This is a genomic window from Acidovorax sp. LjRoot117 (assembly GCF_964252695.1).
GTDB lineage: Bacteria > Pseudomonadota > Gammaproteobacteria > Burkholderiales > Burkholderiaceae_C > Acidovorax.
Map to the genome: position 1 here is coordinate 326,555 of NZ_CAXUPO020000001.1, position 17,560 is coordinate 344,114.

The following is a 17,560-nucleotide window of genomic DNA, read 5'->3' on the forward strand; positions in this document are numbered from 1 at the left end:
AGCCCGGTCATACCGCCGTCACACGGCCTCGTTCCAATGTAAACGTTTACATAGCAACGAGGTTCCATGAGCATCCAGGACGTGGCCCGCCAGGCGGGCGTGTCGGTCGCCACCGTGTCGCGGGTCTTCAACCTGCCCGACAAGGTGACGCCGGCCACGCGCGAGCATGTGGAGCAGGTGGCCCAGGCCCTGGGCTACCTGCCCAATGCCAGCGCGCGCACCCTGCGCACCCAGCGCAGCCGCGTGATCGGCGTGGTGCTGCCCACCCTGCTCAACCCCGTGTTCGCCGAATGCCTGCAGGGCCTGGCGCAGGCCGCCGTCGCTGCCGGCTACGCCATCCTGCCGTTTGCCACCGACTACCAGATCGCTCAGGAAGACCGCGCCGTGCACCTGCTCCTGGCCGGCAATGTGGACGGCATGGTCCTCGTGGTCTCCAACCCGGCCACGTCGAGCGCACTGCAGCGCCTGGCCGAAGCGGGCCTGCCCTACGTGCTGGCCTACAACCGGCACCCGGACCACCCCTGCGTGTCGGTGGACGGCGAGCAGGCCGTGGCCGAGCGGGTGGCGCACCTGGTCTCGCTCGGGCACCGGCGCATCACCATGGTCAGCGGCCAGCTCGCCGCGTCCGACCGGGCGCAGCAGCGCAGCCGCGGCTTTCACAGCGGCATGGCAGCCGCCGGCCTTCCCGTTGGGCGGGTGCTCGAAGTGTCCTTCATCGAAACCGCGGTGCAAGACGTCACCGCCCTGCTGCAAGGCCTTGATCGCCCCACGGCTCTGGTCTGCTCCAACGACCTGCTGGCCATCCGCAGCATCCGCGCCGCGCACCTGGCCGGGCTGGCCGTGCCGCGCGACCTGAGCGTGGTGGGCTTCGACGGCATCGCCCTGGGCGAGGACCTCACCCCCATGTTGAGCACCGTCGCACAGCCCAATGCCGATATCGGCCGCTGCAGCGTGCAGTTGCTGGTGCAGGCCATGGCCAGCGGCACGCCATTGGCACCCGATGCAGGGCTGACCCTGCCCCACCACTTTCGCACCGGTGAGTCGTGCGCGCCCGCATGACTTCCCGTTATCACCCCGTCCCCCGCCACCTCGTCCCACAGGAGTCTTCGATGAAATACACGCTCACCCATTTCATGCGCGCCGCCGCACTGGCCTTCGGCCTGGCCGCCGCCGGCACCGCCATGGCGCAGACGGCCATCTGCTACAACTGCCCGCCCGAATGGGCCGACTGGGGCAGCCAGATCAAGGCCATCAAGGCCAAGACCGGCGTCACCGTGCCGCCGGACAACAAGAACTCCGGCCAGTCGCTGGCGCAGATGACGGCCGAGAAGGCCCGCCCCGTGGCCGACGTGACATATCTCGGCGTGACCTTCGCCATCCAGGCCCAGAAGGACGGCCTGGTCGCGCCCTACCAGCCCGCCGCGTGGAAGGACATCCCCGACGGCCTCAAGGACCCGGCCGGCCATTGGTTCACCATCCACTCGGGCACGCTCGGCTTCATGGTCAACGTGGACGCGCTCAAGGGCAAGCCCGTGCCGCAGTCCTGGGCCGACCTGCTCAAGCCCGAGTACAAGGGCCTCATCGGCTACCTGGAACCGGCCTCTGCCTTCGTGGGCTACGTGGGCGCGGTGGCCGCCAACCAGGCGCGCGGCGGCACGCTGGAGAACTTCGGCCCCGGCATCGACTACTTCAAGGCGCTGCAGAAGAACGAGCCCATCGTGCCCAAGCAGACCTCGTATGCGCGCGTGCTCTCGGGCGAGATCGCGATCCTGCTCGACTACGACTTCAACGCCTACCGCGCCAAGTACAAGGACCAGGCCAACGTTCAGTTCGTGATCCCTGCGGAAGGCACGCTGGTGGTGCCCTACGTGATGAGCCTGGTGGCCGGTGCGCCTCACGCCGCAGACGGCAAGAAGGTGCTGGACTTCGTGCTGTCCGACGAAGGCCAGGCGCTGTGGGCCAATGCCTACCTGCGCCCGGTGCGCGCCAGTGCCATGCCCAAGGACGTGCAGGCGCGCTTCCTGCCCGCCAGCGACTACGCCCGCGCCAAGACGGTGGACTACGGCCGCATGGCCGCGGTGCAGAAGGCGTTCTCGGACCGCTACCTGGCCGAAGTCAAGTAAGCAGGCACCTGAAATGCGCCACGGCTTCGCACCCTCCCGCAAGCTGCTGCTCGCCTGCGCCGCGCCGGCCGTGGCCTTCTTCGCGGCCTTCTGGCTGCTGCCCGTGGCCCTGCTGCTGGCGCTGCCGGCGGCCAAGGGCTGGTCCACCTACTTTGCGGTGCTGACCCACGCCCGCTACCTCCAGAGCCTGCTGCAGACGCTGGGCCTCTCGCTCGCCGTCACGCTGGCCACGCTGGTGCTCGGGGCGCTGGTGGGCATCACGCTGGCGCGCCAGCGCTTTCGCGGGCGGCAATTGCTGCTGTCGCTGCTCACGCTGCCGCTGTCGTTCCCGGGCGTCATCGTGGGCTTCTTCATGATCCTGCTGGGCGGCCGGCAGGGGCTGGTGGCCGACCTCTCGGACCAGCTGGGCCTGGGCCGCACCACCTTCGCCTACGGGCTCACCGGCCTGTTCCTGGCCTACCTGTACTTCTCGCTGCCGCGCGCGATTGCCACCTACACCGCTGCGGCGGGCGCCATGGACGCGGCGCTGGAAGAAGCCGCCCGGTCGCTGGGTGCCTCGCGCTGGCGCGTGGCGCGCGACGTCTGGCTGCCCGAGCTGGCCGCCACCACGCTGGCCTGCGGGGCCATCGTCTTCGCCACCGCCATGGGCGCCTTCGGCACGGCCTTCACGCTGGCCAGCAAGTTCGAGGTGCTGCCCATCACCATCTACAACGAGTTCACCAACTACGCCAACTTCGCGCTGGCGGCCAGCCTGTCGATCACGCTGGGGCTGATCACCTGGCTGGTGCTCTGGGCGGCGCGCCGCGCATCCGGCACCGCGGCCTTCTGAAGCATCCACCATGAGAAACGCACGACAAGCCCCCTGGTCCCTGGTGGCGCTCACCGCGCTGGTGGCCCTGTTCATGCTGGCGCCCATTGCGCTGTCGGTCATGGCCGGGCTGGTGAACAACTACAGCGTGGGCCTCAAAAGCGGCCTCACGCTGCGCTGGCTCGGTGAGGTGTGGGAGAACTACGGCGGCACCGTGGGCGCATCGCTGCTGATGGCGCTGCTGTGCGTGGCAGGCAACCTCGTCATCGGTGTGCCCTGCGCCTATGCGCTGGCGCGCAGCCGATCGCGCTGGGCGCGCCTCTTCGAGGAGCTGCTCACCCTGCCCGTGGCGGTGCCCGGGCTGGCCAGCGCGCTGGCGCTGATCCTGGCCTACGGCACGCTCTCGGGCTTTCGCCAGAGCTTCGCCTTCATCCTCGTCGGGCACATGGTGTTCACGCTGCCCTTCATGGTGCGCACCGTGGGTTCGGCCTTCCAGAAGGACGAACTGCGCTCGCTGGAGGAAGCCGCGCGTTCGCTGGGCGCCAGCTTCGCGCAGCGCTTCCTGGGCGTGCTGGTGCCGGCCGTGCTGCCGGCCATCGTGGCGGGCAGCCTGATGGTGTTCACGCTGTCGGTGGGCGAATTCAACCTCACCTGGATGCTGCACACCCCGCTCACGCGCACCCTGCCCGTGGGCCTGGCCGACAGCTATGCCTCCATGCGCATCGAGATCGGCTCCGCCTACACCCTGGTCTTTTTGATCGTCATCCTGCCCGTGCTGTGGGGCCTGCAGGCCGTCGGCACCTTCATCGAGAAACACCATGGAACTTGAACGCACGCGCGTGGACGTGGTCCAGTGCGCCAAAACATACGCCGACGGCACGCGCGGCCTGCAGCCCACCGACCTCACGGTGGAGCCCGGAGAAGTGCTGGCCCTGCTGGGCCCCTCGGGCTGCGGCAAGACCACGCTGCTGCGCCTGATCGCGGGGCTGGAGTCGCCCGACGCGGGCAGCCGCATCGCCTTTGGCGGGCAGGACGTGACGCAGTTGCCCATCGAGCAACGCGGCATCGGCATGGTGTTCCAGCACTACGCGCTGTTTCCGCAGATGACGGTGGCCGCCAACATCGGCTACGGCCTGCGCATCCGCGGTGTCGATGTGGCCGAGCAGCGCCGCGTGGTCGGCGAGCTGGTGGACCTGGTGCGCCTGAACGGGCTGGAGGGCAAGCGCCCCGCCGAACTCTCGGGCGGCCAGCGCCAGCGCGTGGCCCTGGCGCGCGCCGTGGCCGTGCGGCCGCGCGTGCTGCTGCTGGACGAGCCGCTCACCGCGCTGGACGCCAAGCTCAAGGAATCCCTGCGCGACGAGCTGGCCGAGCTGCTGCGCCGCCTGCACATCACGGCCATCCACGTCACGCACGACCAGCAGGAGGCCCTGGCCATCGCCGACCGCCTGGCGGTGATGCAGGCCGGTCGCATCGTGCAGGTGGGCGATGGCGAGACGCTGTACCGCACACCGGCGCACCCGTTCGTGGCCGCCTTCCTGGGCCGGGTGAACCGGCTGCAGCGCGACGCGGCGGCCCGCCAGCGCAACGTGTTGCCCCTGGGCGGCATCGAGCTGCCCTGCCCTGCGGCCTGCGCCGCCGACACCGCGCTGCTGGTGCGGCCCGAAGACATCGAGGTGCAGGTGGACCCTGCGCACGGTGAAGGCTGGGGCCGTGCCGAGGTCGCGCGCCGCAGCTTTCTGGGCGAGCGCGTGCAGCTCACCCTGGCGCTGCCCGGCCAGCCTGCGCTGCAGGCCGACGTGGCCCGCGACCACCCGGCCCGCCAGGGCCAGCCCGTGGCCATCCGCATCCGCCCCGAGCACCTCATGCCCAGCCACGAGGCGTCCTGACTCTTGCCACACATGCCCATGACCACCTTGCTGCTGCAACTGTCCGACCCGCACATCCGCGAACCCGGGCGCCTGGCCTACGGCCGCATCAACACCGCGCCCTACCTGGCCCAAGCGGTGCAGACCATGCTGCGCCTGCCGCAGCGGGCCGACGCGCTGGTCATCACCGGCGACCTGACGGACTTTGGCCGTGCCGCCGAGTACGAGCACCTGCGCGCACTGCTGGCGCCGCTCGGGCCCCTGCCCACCTACCTGCTGCCGGGCAACCACGACGAGCGCTCCCAGCTGCGCCAGAGCTTTCCGGAGCACACCTACCTGGGCACGGAGGGCTTCGTGCAGTACTGCGTGCCGGTGGGCGGCATGACCCTGATCGCGCTCGATACCGTGGTGCCCGGCGCCAGCGAAGGCAGCCTGTGCCGCGAACGCCTGGCCTGGCTGGCCGATGCGCTCGACGCGCACCGCCACCGCCCCGTGGTGATCGCGATGCACCACCCGCCGTTCCAGACGCTGATCGGCCACATGGACGCCATCGGGCTGCTGAACGGCGCGGCGCAACTGGAGGCCCTGGTGGCCCGCCACCCGAACGTGGAGCGCGTCATCTGCGGCCACCTGCACCGCAGCATCCAGGTGCGCTTTGGCGGCGCCATCGCGATGACCGCGCCCTCGCCCGCCCACCAGGTCTGCCTGGACCTGGCGCCCGACGCGGCGTCGGCCTGGACGCTGGAGCCGCCCGGGTTCGCGGTGCATGCTCTGCCTGAAGGCGGCCGGCTGGTGAGCCACACCGCAGCCAGCGGCGTGTACGAAGGGCCCTACCCCTTCCACGAAGGCGGCCAACTGATCGACTGAGGCAGCCGCCGCAGGGAGCGCACAAGCCTCTCGTGCGGCCCCGCCCGGCGCAACATACCTTGCCCTGTCATGGGCATGGTTCCTGCGTGATGGATTCACGGGTATGCTAGGGCGTCCGTAATGTGACAGTTTTGTGACTAAAACGGGCGCTTTCATGGTTTGCGTTCTGCCGTTGTTCCCGCGGCACAGCCTTTCTGGCTCGCAAAGCTTTTCCGCGCCCGCTCCGGGCCACTCCACAAGCCTGCCCCAGGGTGCCATCGCTGCCCTGCCCGCCCTGCCCCCAGGCAGCGGCAGCGCATATGGCACGCGGCGCAGTGCAGGCACAAAAAGAAGAAAAGTTAGCGTTTACTCATGAAGCATCTCTTGAATTTGTTGGCAGCCGTGTCGCTGCTGATCTGGGGCACCCACCTGGTGCGCACCGGCATCCTGCGCGTGTTCGGCGCCAACCTGCGGCAGTTGCTGGCCCACAGCGTCAGCAGCCGGTTCACCGCAGTGCTCTCGGGCATCGGGGTGACGGCGGTGGTGCAGTCCAGCACGGCCACGGCGCTCATCGTGTCCTCGTTCGTCGGCCAGGGCCTGGTGGGCCTGCCAGCCGCGCTGGCGGTGATGCTGGGTGCCGACGTGGGCACGAGCGTGATGGCGGTGGTGTTCTCGATGGACCTGTCGTGGCTGTCGCCGCTGTTCATCTTCGTGGGCGTGGTGCTGTTCATCTCGCGCAAGGACACCGCCACGGGCCGCGTGGGGCGCGTGCTGATCGGCCTGGGGCTGATGCTGCTGGCGCTGCGCCTCATCACCGAATCGACCACCGTGCTCACCCAGTCGCCCACCGTGCGCACCCTGCTCGGCGCGCTGACCAGCGACCTGCTGCTGGAGATCTTCACCGGCGCGGTGCTGGCCATCGTGGCTTATTCCAGCCTGGCCACCGTGCTGCTCACCGCGGCGCTGGCGGGTTCGGGCGGCATACCGCCCGACGTGGCGCTGGGCCTGGTGCTGGGCGCCAACCTGGGCAGCGGCGTGCTGGCGGTGCTGACGACCATGAAGGCCAACGTCCAGACGCGCCAGGTGCCGCTCGGCAACCTGTTCTTCAAGATCATCGGCGTGGTCATCATGACGCCGCTCACCGGCCTGTGGCTGGAGCACGTGCGGCCCTACGTGCCCGAGATCGCCGCGCTGGTGGTGCTGTTCCACCTGGCGTTCAACGTCGTGGTGGGCATCGTCTGCATCGGCCTCACGGGCACCGTGGCGCGGGTGGTGCAGCGCCTGCTGCCGCAGGAAAAGACGCAGGCCGCGGCCGGCGCACGCCCGCAGCACCTGGACCCTTCGGCCCTGGCCACGCCGTCGCTGGCCATCTCGTGCGCCGCGCGCGAGGCGCTGCACCAGGCCGACGTGGTCGAGTCGATGCTGCTGGGCCTGCACAAGGTGATCCGCACCGACGACATCAAGCTGGCCGAAGACCTGCGCAAGCTCGACGACGAGGTGGACGGGCTGTATTCGGCCATCAAGTACTACATGACCAAGATCTCGCGCGAGGCGCTGGACGAGCGCGAGGGCCGGCGCTGGGCGGACATCATCAGCTTCACGATCAACATGGAGCAGATCGGCGACATCATCGAGCGCGTGCTCATCGACATCGAAGACAAGAAGATCAAGAAGGGCCGCCAGTTCTCCGAAGCCGGCATGGAAGAGATCACCGAGCTGCACGCGCGCCTGATCGACAACCTGCGGCTGGCGATGAGCGTGTTCCTCAACGGCAGCGTGCGCGACGCGCAAAAGCTGCTGGAAGAAAAAGCCCGTTTCCGCGACCTGGAGCACGCCTACTCGGCCACCCACCTGGCGCGCCTGTCGGACAACACGGTGCAGAGCATCGAGACCAGCTCGCTGCACATCGACCTGATCAGCGAGCTCAAGCGCATCAACTCGCTGCTGTGCTCCGTGGCCTACCCCATCCTGGAATCGGCCGGAGCGCTGGCGCCCAGCCGGCTGCGCACGATGAACGAACAGGCTTGAGCCTTTTGAGCCCCCAGCGCTTGTCCATCAAGCGCTGGCAGCTACACTTTTAATAGCAACCTCATTCGGCGAGGTGCGCCGCGCGTAGCGCTGGGCCAGCACCGCGCACACCATCAGCTGCATCTGGTGAAACACCATGAGCGGCAGCACGATGGCCCCCACCGCGTGGGAGGCGAACAGCACCTTGGCCATGGGCACGCCGCTGGCCAGGCTCTTCTTGGAGCCGCAGAACACCAGCGTGATCTCGTCCTCGGTCGAAAGCCCCATGCGCCGCGCGGCCCAGGTGGTCAGGCCGAGGGCCAGCGCCAGCAGCACCGCGCACACCACCACCAGGCCCAGCAGCGCGGGCCACGGCAGTTGCCGCCACAGCCCCTGCACCACCGCCGCGCTGAAGGCCGTGTAGACCACCAGCAGGATCGAGCCCTGGTCCACGACCTTGAGCACCGCCGCCCGGCGCTGCACGAACCCACCGATCCAGGGCCGCAGCAGGTGCCCCGCCACAAAGGGCACGAGCAGCTGCAGCATGATGCGGCCGATGTTGGCCAGCGTGCCGTCCTGCGCCGCGGCGCCATGGGCCTGCGCCTCGGGCAGCAGCAGTCCCACCAGCATCGGCGTGATCACGATGCCCAGCAGCGTGGACGCCGACGCGCTGCAGATCGCTGCCGGCATGTTGCCCCGCGCCACGGCAGTGAACGCAATGGCCGACTGCACCGTGGCCGGCAGCACGCACAGGTAGAGCACCCCGGTGTACAGCTGCGGCGTGACGAGCGGCAGCAGCACCGGCCGCAGCGCCCAGCCCAGCAGCGGGAACAGCACGAACGTGGTGCCCACCACCACCAGGTGCAGCCGCCAGTGCGACAGCCCCGCCACGATGGCATCGCGCGAGAGCTTGGCGCCATGCAGGAAGAACAGCAGCGCCACGGCCGCCACGGTGGTGGCCTCCAGCGCCTGCGCGGCAGCGCCCGATGCGGGCAGCACGCTGGCCAGGGCCACAGTGCAAAGCAGGGCCAGGGTGAAGTTGTCGGGGAGGAATCGGGAACGGGCCATGGAAACACCATCGAAAAAAACACGCGGGTCCCGCCGAAAGCAGGCCCATGCGGGGCGCAACGACGGGCGATGGCGCTATTGGACAAGCTGCGCATTCCAAAGAGAAATGGATTTCTCTGATGGATTTATGATTCGGTCGCATGAATGTCACCCTGCGCCAACTGCACGTCTTCCAGTCCGTGGCCGCGACGCGCAACTTCAGCCGCACCGGCGACGCCGTGGGCCTGACGCAACCCGCCGTGAGCCGCTGCATCACCGAGTTGGAGGCGCAGATGGGCCTGCAATTGCTCAACCGCACCACCCGCGAGGTCACGCTGACCGACGCCGGCCAGCGCCTGGCCGCCCGCCTGCCGCGGGTGCTGGAAGAGCTGGAAAGCACCCTGCAGGACGTGCAGGAGATGGCCACCGAGCGGCGCGGCCGGGTGCGGGTGGCCAGCAGCCCGACGCTGTCGGCCAACCTGCTGCCCGACTGCATCGCGCAGGCCCAGACCCGTCTGCCCGGGCTGGAGCTGGTGCTGCTGGACCGCATGCAGAGCGCGGTGCTGGCCAGCGTGCTGTCGGGCGAGGTGGACTTCGGCGTGGTGATCGACCCCGGCGAGCAGGATGCGCTGCACTGCGAGACCATCCTGACCGAGCCGTTTTGCCTGGCCTGCCCGCCCGGCCACCGACTGGCGCGCAAGCGCACCGTGCGCTGGACCGACCTGCAGGGCGAGCCGCTGGTGCTGCTGGACCACGACTCCGGCAGCCGCCGCCTGATCGACCGCGCCCTGGCCGAACACGGCGTGGCCTACACCGTCGCGCAGGAGGTGGGCCACCCCACCACCATCTTTCGCATGCTCGACACCGGCCTGGGCATCTCCGTCATCCCGACCCTGGCCCTGCCGCCTGAAGGCCTGGCCCGCCTGGCCGTGCGCCCGCTGGCGCCGCGCGTGGACCGCGAGGTCATGCTGGTGCACCGCCGCAACCGCGCCCTGTCGCCGATCGCGCAGGCCGCGTGGGACCTGGTGAAGGCCGTGGCGGCGCAGGGGCCTGAGGCGTCGTAGGCCCGGCGACGTGGCGGCCCGTCAGGGCAAAAACACTGCGGCCTCTGAGATGTAGCGCTGCAGCCCCTGCGCCAGCGCGTCGAACGCGTGCTGGCAGCGCGGGCTGCCGCGCAGGTCTTCGTGCATCACCACCCAGGTATCGAGCCCCACCGAGAACTGCGCACCCAGCACACGCACAAGCTCGGGCGCGCGCCCTGCCAGCCCCACCTGGCATACCCCGATGCCACATCCGGCCCGAACCAGCGCCAACTGCGCCAGGTCGCTGTCGCTGCGCAGGGCAAACGCTTCGCGGCGCCAGGCAGGGACCACCTTGCGGGCGTTGCGCAGGAACGGCGTTTCTTCATCAAAACCGATGAGCCGGTGCTGCTGCAGGTCCGCCAGCGACTTTGGCATGCCGTGCGCCTGCAGGTAGCGCGCATGCGCGTAGAGCCCCACCTGCACCACGCCGACGCGCCGGGCGATCAGCGCCTCTTGCCGGGGCTCGGTCATGCGGATGGCGATGTCGGCCTCGCGAAGGAGCAGGTCCTGCACCTTGTTGCTCAACGCCAGTTCAATGCGCAGCGCCGGATGGTCGGCCTGCAGTTGCGCCAGGATGGGGGGCAGCACCTCCACGCCGATCACCTCGCTGGCGGTCACTCGCACGGTGCCTCTCACGCCGTCGCCGCCGCCATGGCCGCTGGCGGCCCGCACCAGGGCGGCTGCGGAATGGCCCATGGCCTCGGCATGCGGCTGCAGCGCAAGGGCCGCCTCGGTGGGCAGCAGGCCCTGTTGCGACCGGGTGAAGAGCGTGAGCCCCAGGGCCTGCTCCAGGGCTGCGATGTGGCGGCCCACGGTGGGCTGGGTCACGCCCAGAGCCCGGGCCGCGCCGGAGAGCGAGCCTTCGCGCAGCACGCCGACGTACGAGCGGTACAGCTCCCAGCCCACGGGGCCAGCCGATTTGCCCGATTCATCCGATGCTTGAGTCATACATAAATGTATAGCCTCACCTTCATTTTCAGCAATTTTCTTTTACTCTAGCCCCGCGCACACTGCCTTCATCGCAACAAGTTTTGGAGTGCAGACATGGCACACGGCAACAAGGTTCTGGTCCTGGGCGCCACGGGCGGGATTGGCGGCGAGGTGGCGCGTCAGCTGCGCGATGCGGGCTGGCACGTGGTGGCGCTGCACCGCAGTGCGCCGCCGTCGGGCGAGCAGCGTGACGGCATGGCCTGGCTGCGCGGCGACGCCATGCGCCGCGAGGACGTGCTGGCCGCCGCCGCGGGCTGCGACGTGATCGTGCACGCCGTCAATCCGCCGGGCTACCGCCGCTGGGGCGAGCTGGTGCTGCCGATGATCGACAACACCATCGCCGCCGCCACCGCCGTGGGCGCCACGGTGGTGCTGCCCGGCACAGTCTACAACTACGGGCCCGATGCGTTTCCGGTACTGCGTGAAGACGACCCGCAGCGCCCGTTGACCCGCAAGGGCGCCGTGCGTGTGGAGCTGGAGCGGCGGCTGCAGCAGGCCACCGCGGCGCACCCGCTGACGCCTGCCACCTGCCGCGTGATCATCGTGCGGGCGGGCGACTACTTCGGCCCGCAGGTGGGCAACAGCTGGTTTGCGCAGGGCCTCGTCAAGCCGGGCCAGCCGGTGGCGGCGGTGTCGCTGCCCGGCAGCGCGGGTGTGGGCCACCAGTGGTCCTACCTGCCCGACGTGGCGCGCACCATGGTGCAGTTGATCGCGCGCCGCGCCGACCTGCCGGCGTTCGCCCCGTTCCACATGGCCGGGCACTGGGACGCGGACGGCCAGCAGATGGCGGGCGCCATCGGCCGGGCAGTGGCGGCACGCGGCGGCGCGACGCCCAAGGTGCGTGCGTTTCCGTGGTGGCTGATCACGCTGGCGTCGCCCTTCGTGGCCACCTTGCGCGAACTGCGCGAGATGCGCTACCTGTGGCGCGAGCCGGTGCGCATGGCCAACGACAAGCTGCGGGCCGTGCTGGGTACCGAGCCCCACACGCCGCTCGATGCGGCCGTGCAGGCCACGCTGGAAGGCCTGGGCTGCCTGCCCCCTGCCGCAGAGCCCGCAGGGCAGCCCGCCAAGCAGCCCACATCGGGCCTCACAGCCCCAGAAACCCCGCAATCACCAGCCCGGCTTCCAGCGTGAACTGGCCTTGCGCCACCTGATCGCGCACGGTGCCCGGCGGCAGCAGGTCGAACCGCTCCACCTCGCCGTCCTGGTTGCAAGGCTCCATGCCCGCAGGCACCTCGGCGCGGAACCAGTCGATGCGTTCGAGCATGTAGCCCGCGCCGCCGCCCTCGCGGCTGGGGCGGCTGAAGTCGACATGGCCGCCGTGCTGCAGCGCGTTCAGCGCACCGACCTGCAAGCCCGCCTCTTCCCAGGTCTCGCGCGCGAGGGCCTGCGGCAGCGTGTCGGCGGCGGACACCATGCCGCCCATCAGCGTGTCCCACAGGCCCGGGTTGTTGGGCTTGGTCATGGAGCGCTTTTGCACCCACATGCGGCCGTCCGGCGCCAGGCCCACCAGGTGGACCGCGCGGGTGGTGATGCCCAGCACGCGCACGGCGCCGCGCTCCACCGTGCCCACGACCTCGCCCGCCGGGTTGCACACGGCCAGTTGCTCGTCGCGCCAGGGGCCGCACAGCGCGGCGTCGCGCAAGGCTGCGGCCAGCGTGTTGAGCGCATCGGTGGTGGCATCGGCCGGCCCATCGATGCACCATGCCATGGCACCCGAATGCTCCTGATTTGATAGCTTGTAGCGCTTTCCCAGCAAGCGGCAGGGGCTGATTTGATTCAAGAAACCCTCCGCCACCGACCCCACCACCTGCCCCGCCACCACCAGAGCCTGGCGCGGCTGCGCAGGCGGGCGCCGGGCGGACTGCCGCGCACCCGCCACCCAGGCTTCGAACGACGGGTTCTGCACAGCGGCGTTCACAGCGTGAGGATGGTGCAGCCGGTGGTCTTGCGGGCTTCGAGGTCGCGGTGCGCCTGCTGCACGTCGGCCAGCGGGTAGCGCTGGTCGATGTGGATCTTGACCTGGCCGCTGGCCACCACCGCGAACAAATCGTCGGCCATGGCCTGCGTGCTCTCGCGCGTGGCGATGTGGGTGAACAGCGTCTGGCGCGTGACGTAGAGCGAGCCCTTGGCGCCGAGCGAGCCGGGCGCGAACGCCGGTGCAGGGCCCGAGGCATTGCCGAAGCTGGCCATGAGGCCGAAGGGCCGCAGGCAGTCGAGCGATCGGTCCCAGGTGTCCTTGCCCACCGAGTCGTAGACCACCTTCACGCCCTTGCCGCCGGTGATCTCCTTCACGCGGGCTGCGAAGTCTTCCCGTTGATAGTTGATGGCGTGCGCCGCGCCGTTGGCCAAGGCCAGCTGGCATTTTGCGTCGGAGCCCGCCGTGCCGATGAGCTGCAGGCCCAGGGCCTTGGCCCACTGGCTGGCGATCAGGCCCACACCGCCCGCCGCCGCATGGAACAGCACGTGGTCTCCGGCCTGCAGGCCTTCCACCGGCAGCGTTTTCTTCAGCAGGTATTGCGCCGTCAGGCCCTTGAGCATCATGGCCGCACCGGTCTCGAAGCTGATGGCGTCGGGCAGCTTGCACACCGTCTTGGCGGGCATCACGCGCACTTCGCAGTAGCTGCCGGGCGGCTGGCTGGCATAGGCTGCGCGGTCGCCCGCCTTCAGGTGCGTGACGCCCTCGCCCACCGCCTCGACCACGCCGGCGCCCTCCATGCCGATGCCTGCGGGCATCTGCAGCGGGTACAGGCCCGTGCGGTGGTACACGTCGATGAAGTTCAGGCCGATGGCGTGGTGGCGGATGCGGATCTCGCCGGGGCCGGGTTCGCCCACGGTGACATCGGCCAGGTGAAGTTCTTCGGGACCGCCGTGCTGGCGGATCTGGACGGCAAGGCTCATGGACTGGGTCTCCTGGAATGGGGGATGCACAACAACGGCGGCCATCCTGCCACGAAACACGCCGCCTTGCCGCCCGCGGGCAACCGCCATCTGCCAAGGACATTGGCGCACCGGGCAGCACCGCCGGCAGCGCACCGTTACAGTGCAGCCCCATGACACAAAAACTGACGCCCGGCACGGCGGCGATGCTGGTGATTCCGCCGATGCTGTGGGCCGGCAATGCCGTGGTGGGACGGCTGGTGCACGAGCTGATTTCTCCCATCGCCCTGAACTTCATCCGCTGGGTGCTGGCCTTCGGCGTGCTGCTGCCGCTGGCCCATGGCGTGCTGCGCAAGGACAGCCCGCTGTGGCCCCACTGGCGCCGCTACGCGCTGCTGGGCCTGCTGGGCATCGGCCTGTACAACGCGTTCCAGTACATGGCGCTGCAGACCTCCACCCCCATCAACGTGACGCTGGTGGGATCGAGCATGCCGGTGTGGATGCTGGCGGTGGGCAGCCTGTTCTTCGGCATGCGCGTGACGCAGCGCCAGCTGCTGGGCGCGCTGCTGTCGATCTGCGGCGTGCTGATCGTGCTCAGCCGGGGCGAGTGGGCGCAGCTGCTGGCCTTCCGCCTGGTGCCGGGCGACCTCTTCATGATGCTGGCCACAATCTCGTGGGCCTTCTACAGCTGGATGCTGTCGCGCACCACCGAGCCCACCTCCATCCGCGGCGACTGGGCCGCCTTCCTGATGGCGCAGATGGTGTTCGGCCTGGCCTGGTCCGGCAGCTTTGCGGGCGTGGAATGGGCCGCGGGCCACACGCATGCGACCTGGGGCTGGCCGCTGGTGGCCGCGCTGGTGTTCATCGCGGTGGGGCCTGCGGTGCTGGCCTACCGCTTCTGGGGCGTGGGCGTGCAGCGCGCGGGGCCGGCGGTGGCGGGTTTCTTCGTCAACCTCACGCCGCTGTTCGCCGGCATGCTGTCGGCTGCGTTCCTGGGCGAGACGCCGCAGGTCTTTCACGGCGTGGCATTCGCGCTCATCGTGGGCGGGATCATCGTGTCTTCGCGGAAGGGTTAGCGCACTGCGCCCGCTCTTGCCCTGCCGCTGTCTGTCGCTGTCTGTCGCTGTTGCAGCAGCAAGGCGCCCGCTGAACCGTCCTAGGGGCGCCCTTCAGGCGATGCAACGCTCTCATCCGCGGGGCCAGGCAACGCGCCCTGGCCTGGCCCCGCAGGGACATCGCCCGCCGCACTGCGCAGCAGCGCCTCCAGATCGCCCACCGGGCCGGGCATGCCCAGCAGGTAGCCCTGGAACAGCTGGCAGCCATAGTCCGCCAGCAAGGCTTTCTGCTCCGGGGTTTCCACGCCTTCGGCGATCACATCCAGCTCCAGGTTGCGAGCCATGCCGATGATGGTCTGCACGATCACGTCGTCGGTGTGCCGCACCCCGAGGTTGCGCACGAACGACTGGTCGATCTTGAGCTGGTCGAGCGGCAGCCGCGTGAGGTAGGCCAGCGACGAGTAGCCCGTGCCGAAGTCGTCCACCGAAAAGCGCACGCCCTTGGTCTTGAGCAGGCCCATCTTGGCGATGGTGTCGTCCACGTTGTCGAGCACCAGCGACTCGGTCAGCTCGAGCTTGAGCAGGTGCGGCCGCGCACCGGTCTCGCGCAGCACCTCGACCACGCGGGCCACGAAGTCGCGCTGGCGGAACTGCCGCGCACTCACGTTGACCGACAGCTGCACATGCCGCAAGCGCGGGTCGTTCTGCCACTGTGCCAGTTGCTCGCACGCGGTGCGCAGCACCCAGTGGCCCATGGGCACGATGAGTTCGCTCTCCTCGGCCACGCTGATGAAGGCCCCCGGCGCGACCAGACCGCGCTCGGGGTGCTGCCAGCGGATCAGCGCCTCGGCGCCGACGATGCGGCCGTCCAGGTGGAACTGGGGCTGGTAATGCAAGACGAACTGGCGCCCCGTCAGCGCCAGCTGCAGGTCGCTTTCGAGCTGCGCGCGCACGCTGATCGCGATCTGCATCTGGGGGTCGAAGAAACACAGCGCATTGCGGCCCTGCGACTTGACCTGGTACATCGCGATGTCGGCCTGCTTGAGCAGGTCGACCGAGGGCTGCAGCGTGCCACCCATCAGCGTGGCGCCAATGCTGGGGGTGCTGTGGTGGGTGTGCCCGTTGAGCGAATACGGCACGTTGAGCTTGCGCAGGATCTTCTGGCCCACGCGGCGGGCATAGGCCGCCGCCTCTTCGCTGTGCAGCGACAGCTCGTGCAGCATGACCACGAACTCGTCGCCGCCCAGCCGGGCCACGGTGTCCTCGCGGCGCACGCAGGTCTTCAGGCGCTCGGCGACCTGGCGCAGCAGCATGTCGCCCACTTCGTGGCCCAGCGTGTCGTTCAGCGTCTTGAAGTGGTCCAGGTCCAGGAACAGCAGCGCACCGTACTGGCCGCTGCGCACGCTGGCGGCAATCACCTGCTGCATGCGGTCCATCAGCAGGCGGCGGTTGGGCAGGTTGGTCAGCGGGTCGTAGAACGCTAGGCTCTCGATCTCTGCACTCGCGCGGCGCAGGGCCGTCACGTCGTGGTAGGTGATCACCAGGCCGCCTTCGGGCGTGGGGCGCTCGGTGATCTGGATGGTGCGCCCGTTGGGCAGCACCTGCTCGTGCGGCTCCAGGTGCTGGTTCTGCTTGAGCAGGCGCAGCTCCACCCAGCGCATGCGCTCTTCGTCGCTGGCCCGCGGCATGTGGTGCTTGGAGGTCTCCTCCATCACGCGCCGAAACGGCACCGTGGGCGCCATCACGTTGCGCATCCACGGAAAGATCTCTTCGAAGCGGCTGTTCCACTGCACCACGCGGTGCTGCGCGTCGAGCAGCAGGAAGCCGCTCACCATGGATTCGAGCGCCTGGTCCAGCGTGGCCTTGGACTGCGCAATCGCCATGCGCGCCTGCGACAGGCGGTCCAGGTAGCGCAGCGCCAGCCAGCCGGCGGTCAGGATCATGGCGGCGAACAGCAGGCCCGTGAGGCCGATGGCATTGCGCTGCTGGCGCCAGCCTGCCAGCGCGTCGCTGCGCGGCACGCTGGCTGAAATGCGCAGGTCCTGGTACAGGATGGGGCGGTAGACGACGAACGCGGGCTCGCCGCTCAGGCGGGCCGGGGCGCTCCACGATGGGCCTTCGGCCGCCAGCATCTGCAGCGGCGGGCTCAGCGTGGGCGGCAGGTTCTCTTCGCGGTGGGGCACGCTCAGCAGCAGTTGCCCGGTGGCACGCTCCAGCGTGACCTGCAGGCCGCTGATGTCCACGCCCTGGACCAGCACCGAGCTGAGCGCGCTCACCGGCAGCTCGGCAATGGCGATCACGCGGGCGCTGTCGGCCATGCGCAGGTGGCGCGCGAAGTACAGCACGCGCTCGGCCGTGGCAAAGCTCACCACCGGCGGGCTGATCACGAGCGTGGAGACGGGCTGCTTGAGCACCGACTCCAGAAAGCCCACGGGCAGCTGCACCGCCAGCGCACTGCCCGCCGCGTCGGACGACGCGATGATCTTGCCCTGGGCATCCATCAGCGCCACGTAGCGCACCATCAGGTTCTGCCGGGCCGAGCTGCGCAGCCGCTGGCTGGCCGCGTCCGGGTCGATCCAGTCGCTCATCGCGCCCGACAGGCCCAGCAGTTCGTCCAGGCTCGCCAGCAGCACATCGACGGAGAGCAGTGACCGGTTGAGCGCCGCCTCGGCCCCGGCGACGAAACGGGTGGCCTGCGCCGCGTTGTCGTCCAGCGCCACCTGGCGTGCGTTCCACACCAGGGCGGCCGACACCAGCGCCACGGCGCCCATGAACACCGCCACTGCGGCCCATACGAAGGCTCTGATGCGAAGCGGGGTGGTGGACTCGCTCATTCAGTACGTGCGCCGACGCAGAT

The 17,560-nt window shown here is 69.5% G+C and carries 15 protein-coding genes; 10 read left to right on the forward strand and 5 right to left on the reverse strand.

Features of this window, described 5'->3' with window-relative positions; translation table 11 throughout:
* Positions 1 to 66 precede the first annotated feature (66 nt).
* The 7 genes from ACSQ3D_RS01480 (at position 67) to ACSQ3D_RS01510 (ending at position 7,670) form a co-directional block, all read left to right on the forward strand.
* Positions 67 to 1,059 (forward strand): LacI family DNA-binding transcriptional regulator, encoded by a 993-nt coding sequence (locus ACSQ3D_RS01480; protein ID WP_436125678.1) that lies wholly within the window; start codon positions 67 to 69, stop codon positions 1,057 to 1,059.
* 50 nt (positions 1,060 to 1,109) lie between these two features.
* A complete protein-coding gene (locus ACSQ3D_RS01485; protein ID WP_436125679.1) occupies positions 1,110 to 2,123 on the forward strand; it encodes an ABC transporter substrate-binding protein in 1,014 nt (337 codons plus the stop codon).
* Positions 2,124 to 2,136: 13 nt separating this feature from the next.
* Positions 2,137 to 2,952: an ABC transporter permease gene (locus tag ACSQ3D_RS01490; protein WP_436125680.1), complete on the forward strand. Its 816-nt coding sequence runs from the start codon at positions 2,137 to 2,139 to the stop codon at positions 2,950 to 2,952.
* 10 nt (positions 2,953 to 2,962) lie between these two features.
* Entirely contained in the window at positions 2,963 to 3,760 is a 798-nt protein-coding gene (locus ACSQ3D_RS01495; protein WP_436125681.1) for an ABC transporter permease, read from the forward strand.
* Positions 3,750 to 4,817, forward strand: a complete 1,068-nt coding sequence (locus ACSQ3D_RS01500) for an ABC transporter ATP-binding protein (protein ID WP_436125682.1) — start codon at positions 3,750 to 3,752, stop codon at positions 4,815 to 4,817. Before ACSQ3D_RS01495 ends, ACSQ3D_RS01500 begins: the two co-directional genes overlap by 11 nt.
* A gap of 18 nt (positions 4,818 to 4,835) precedes the next feature.
* Positions 4,836 to 5,663: a phosphodiesterase gene (locus ACSQ3D_RS01505; RefSeq protein WP_436125683.1), complete on the forward strand. Its 828-nt coding sequence runs from the start codon at positions 4,836 to 4,838 to the stop codon at positions 5,661 to 5,663.
* A gap of 351 nt (positions 5,664 to 6,014) precedes the next feature.
* Positions 6,015 to 7,670 carry a Na/Pi cotransporter family protein gene (locus ACSQ3D_RS01510; RefSeq protein ID WP_436125684.1) on the forward strand — a complete coding sequence of 552 codons (1,656 nt, stop codon included), beginning with the start codon at positions 6,015 to 6,017 and terminating at the stop codon, positions 7,668 to 7,670.
* 27 nt (positions 7,671 to 7,697) lie between these two features.
* Here ACSQ3D_RS01510 and ACSQ3D_RS01515 read toward each other — a convergent pair whose 3' ends face one another.
* Positions 7,698 to 8,717 carry a bile acid:sodium symporter family protein gene (locus ACSQ3D_RS01515; protein WP_436125685.1) on the reverse strand — a complete coding sequence of 340 codons (1,020 nt, stop codon included), beginning with the start codon at positions 8,715 to 8,717 and terminating at the stop codon, positions 7,698 to 7,700.
* 140 nt (positions 8,718 to 8,857) lie between these two features.
* Between ACSQ3D_RS01515 and ACSQ3D_RS01520 the strand changes: the two genes are divergently transcribed.
* Positions 8,858 to 9,760 (forward strand): LysR substrate-binding domain-containing protein, encoded by a 903-nt coding sequence (locus tag ACSQ3D_RS01520; RefSeq protein ID WP_436125686.1) that lies wholly within the window; start codon positions 8,858 to 8,860, stop codon positions 9,758 to 9,760.
* Between the two features lie 21 nt (positions 9,761 to 9,781).
* Here the strand turns inward: ACSQ3D_RS01520 and ACSQ3D_RS01525 are convergent, their stop codons facing one another.
* A complete protein-coding gene (locus tag ACSQ3D_RS01525; protein WP_436125687.1) occupies positions 9,782 to 10,726 on the reverse strand; it encodes a LysR family transcriptional regulator in 945 nt (314 codons plus the stop codon).
* Positions 10,727 to 10,822: 96 nt separating this feature from the next.
* Here ACSQ3D_RS01525 and ACSQ3D_RS01530 point away from each other — a divergent pair, with 96 nt between their 5' ends.
* Entirely contained in the window at positions 10,823 to 11,902 is a 1,080-nt protein-coding gene (locus tag ACSQ3D_RS01530; protein WP_436125688.1) for an NAD-dependent epimerase/dehydratase family protein, read from the forward strand.
* Here ACSQ3D_RS01530 and ACSQ3D_RS01535 read toward each other — a convergent pair.
* Complete coding sequence (locus ACSQ3D_RS01535) at positions 11,856 to 12,689, reverse strand: NUDIX hydrolase (protein WP_436125689.1); 834 nt, start codon at positions 12,687 to 12,689, stop codon at positions 11,856 to 11,858. The genes ACSQ3D_RS01530 and ACSQ3D_RS01535 overlap by 47 nt on opposite strands.
* Positions 12,686 to 13,669, reverse strand: coding sequence for a quinone oxidoreductase family protein (locus ACSQ3D_RS01540; RefSeq protein ID WP_436125690.1), 984 nt, complete (start codon positions 13,667 to 13,669; stop codon positions 12,686 to 12,688). The genes ACSQ3D_RS01535 and ACSQ3D_RS01540 overlap by 4 nt, the downstream gene beginning before the upstream one ends.
* A 152-nt stretch (positions 13,670 to 13,821) precedes the next feature.
* Here ACSQ3D_RS01540 and ACSQ3D_RS01545 point away from each other — a divergent pair, with 152 nt between their 5' ends.
* Positions 13,822 to 14,724, forward strand: a complete 903-nt coding sequence (locus tag ACSQ3D_RS01545) for a DMT family transporter (RefSeq protein WP_396502987.1) — start codon at positions 13,822 to 13,824, stop codon at positions 14,722 to 14,724.
* Between the two features lie 80 nt (positions 14,725 to 14,804).
* On the opposite strand, the gene ACSQ3D_RS01550 is transcribed toward ACSQ3D_RS01545, so the two are convergent.
* A complete protein-coding gene (locus ACSQ3D_RS01550) occupies positions 14,805 to 17,537 on the reverse strand; it encodes a bifunctional diguanylate cyclase/phosphodiesterase (protein ID WP_436125691.1) in 2,733 nt (910 codons plus the stop codon).
* Positions 17,538 to 17,560: the final 23 nt, after the last annotated feature.